The organism is Aeromonas sp. ZOR0001 (assembly GCF_000801015.1).
GTDB classification, from domain to species: domain Bacteria; phylum Pseudomonadota; class Gammaproteobacteria; order Enterobacterales; family Aeromonadaceae; genus Aeromonas; species Aeromonas veronii.
This window is the reverse complement of record NZ_JRJY01000167.1, coordinates 1-2,309: the sequence shown is the minus strand read 5'-3', so window position 1 is coordinate 2,309 and position 2,309 is coordinate 1. Positions and strand designations below refer to the sequence as shown.

General features: G+C 63.3%; 3 protein-coding genes. All 3 read right to left on the bottom strand.

Going from position 1 to position 2,309, the window contains the following annotated elements; translation table 11 throughout:
- Nucleotides 1–88: 88 nt before the first annotated feature.
- The 3 genes from L972_RS20125 to L972_RS20115 are packed head-to-tail and all read right to left on the bottom strand — an operon-like array spanning nucleotide 89 to nucleotide 2,212.
- Complete coding sequence (locus tag L972_RS20125) at nucleotides 89–946, bottom strand: DUF692 domain-containing protein (RefSeq protein WP_047440621.1); 858 nt, start codon at nucleotides 944–946, stop codon at nucleotides 89–91.
- Nucleotides 934–1,260, bottom strand: a complete 327-nt coding sequence (locus tag L972_RS20120; protein ID WP_040067801.1) for a hypothetical protein — start codon at nucleotides 1,258–1,260, stop codon at nucleotides 934–936. The genes L972_RS20125 and L972_RS20120 overlap by 13 nt, the downstream gene beginning before the upstream one ends.
- A complete protein-coding gene (locus L972_RS20115) occupies nucleotides 1,253–2,212 on the bottom strand; it encodes an MBL fold metallo-hydrolase (protein WP_047440619.1) in 960 nt (319 codons plus the stop codon). The genes L972_RS20120 and L972_RS20115 overlap by 8 nt, the downstream gene beginning before the upstream one ends.
- Nucleotides 2,213–2,309: the final 97 nt, after the last annotated feature.

Below are 2,309 nucleotides of genomic sequence, written 5' to 3'. Positions count from 1 at the left end.
TGGCAGCCGCACCCGGCTCGCCAGCCAGGCGGTCTGCTGCTGCATTCGCTGCGGCGCCGTTTTGGGCGCAGTGATCAGTGATAACCGTCTATCCATAGCGTACCTCCCGCACCTGATGGTCGATCGCCTCGCAACAGGCGCCGTGCACCCGCGCCAGCTCGGCCTCCAGCTCTGCCAGCGGTGGCAAATGGTGATCCCGCTCCAGCAGCAGGGGGCGCAGGCCATGGGTCTGCACCGTATAACGGGCCAGCGCCACCACCTCCTCGCACACCGGTTTGCCATGGGTATCCAATAAAGTGCCATCCGCCTCTTCCAGATGACCGGCGATATGGAAATAGCGGATCGCATTGCCCGGCAGCCCGGCAATCATCCGCTTGGGGCAGTAACCGTGGTTGCGGCTGTTCACAAAGACGTTGTTGATATCGAGCAGCAGCTCGCAGCCGCTGCGCGCCACCAGCTCGGCGAGAAAATCCTCCTCCGGCATCTCGTGGTCATAGCCGTGGTAGTAGGAGATATTTTCCAGCACCAGCGGGCGGGCCAGCGCCTCCTGCACCTGCGCGATCCGCTCTGCCAGATAGGGGATGTTCTCCCACTGGCGCGGCACCGGTAAAAGCTCGTAAAGATACCCCTGCTGGTCGCGGGAAAAGCTCAGGTGCTCGCTGTAGATCTCGATGCCGAACTCGTCCAGAAAGGTGCGGATCTGGCTGAGCAAAGTGCGATTGAGGGGCTGACAATCGCCGAGGGAGAGGCTGAGACCGTGGGCCACCAGCGGGTAACGCTCGGCAAGCTGATGCAGCTGCGCCCGCTTGGCGCCGCCGATGGCCATCCAGTTCTCCGGCGCCAGTTCGAGAAAGTCGATGCCGGGGCGGACGGGGCCGGAACAGAGCGCATCCAGATGCTCCTGGCGCAGCCCGATCCCCCGACTGCGGGAGCTTATTGGCCGCATACCCCCTCCGTCATCTTGCTGCTCTTGCTGGCTCTGTCGCCATCAATCCCCTCTCCCGCCACGCCACACTTGCCATCGCGGGCGCGCACCAGCCGCCCCTGCGGATCACTGTCGAGGGCTTGCTTTTCAAAGCGCTTCTCGGTGCCGCACTTGCCCGCCGCGCACTTGCCGCCGTGCTGTTCGCTGGGGGCGGCCTTGACCGGCGCATCGCTCGGGGTGGCCGCCAGCGCCAGTCCCGGGGTCAGGGCAATCAGGCTGGTCATGGCGATGGAGAGGGTCAGTTTGTTGGTCTTGTTGCTGCTTGGGTTACTCATGGGCGGACTCCTTGACGGATGAAACGGGGTAGCTGGAGAGATCGCGGGCGGCAATCACCTGACCGCGGAACTGTGACTTGACGATATCGAGTGCCTCGCTCTTGCGGCTCAACCCCAACCCCATCCAGTGGTTGAGCACCAGCAGCTTGGGGTTCACCTCGGCGGCAATCTTGGCTACCACAGATGGCTTGGCATGAAGCGAGGCCGAAACCGGGTCGGCCCCTTCATGGATGGCGAGCGGCATCACCAGAATGTCGGCGCCGCGGGCAAAATCGAGGAAGGCGGGGTTGGAACCGTTCTGATCCGCCGAGATGACGATGCTCCCCTCGGCGCTCTCGATGCGATAGGCCAGACAGGGCACGTCACCGTGAGGGATGCCGAGTGCGGTGATGGTCAGCCCATCCTGCTGATAAACGGTGTGGGGCTGCGGACTCTGGTAGGGCACATCGTGCAAGGTGATGGGGAAGAGGCCATCGGTGCCATCCTTGAAGCCGCTCAGGTAGGCATAAGCGCCCTTGTCTTTGTTGAAGAGGGCATCAAAGTAGCCGCTCATGCTGGGAAAGGCCGAGCCGGCCTCTGGCCCCGCCAGATCCAGCGGATCGCTGCGTTCGAAGAAGTAGGCCCCCTTGAGCAGGGCGGGCAGGTCGGTCACATGGTCGGTGTGGAAGTGGGTGATGCCGATAAAATCGACCTCTTCGAGCTTGGCCCCCGCCTGGCCGAAGCGCAGGTAGACGCCGCCACCGGCATCGATCAGGATGCGGGATTTCCCCTTCCACCAGATCACCTCGCTGGAGGAGGCGCGCAGGTCGTCGGAGATGGGGCCACCACTGCCGAGCACCTGCAGGGTGAAGGTTTTATCCAGTGGCGTCAGTTGTACCGGTTCGGCACAGGCCGGGGCGACGGTGAGCGCGCACCCGATGGCCAGCGCCACCGCTTTCAATCTCTGTTTCATCACAATTACCTGTCGGTTGGTTGTCGGTTGAAAATGTGTCGTTTAAACAGGGGGAGAGAGGGGCCGATGGCGACGTATGAACGCCAACCACCGGCCG

Bases quoted from the DNA above. Each gene is read 5' to 3' on its own strand.
- L972_RS20125 (WP_047440621.1), bottom strand. From the start codon at position 946: ATGCGGCCAATAAGCTCCCGCAGTCGGGGGATCGGGCTGCGCCAGGAG.
- L972_RS20120 (WP_040067801.1), bottom strand. From the start codon at position 1,260: ATGAGTAACCCAAGCAGCAACAAGACCAACAAACTGACCCTCTCCATC.
- L972_RS20115 (WP_047440619.1), bottom strand. From the start codon at position 2,212: ATGAAACAGAGATTGAAAGCGGTGGCGCTGGCCATCGGGTGCGCGCTC.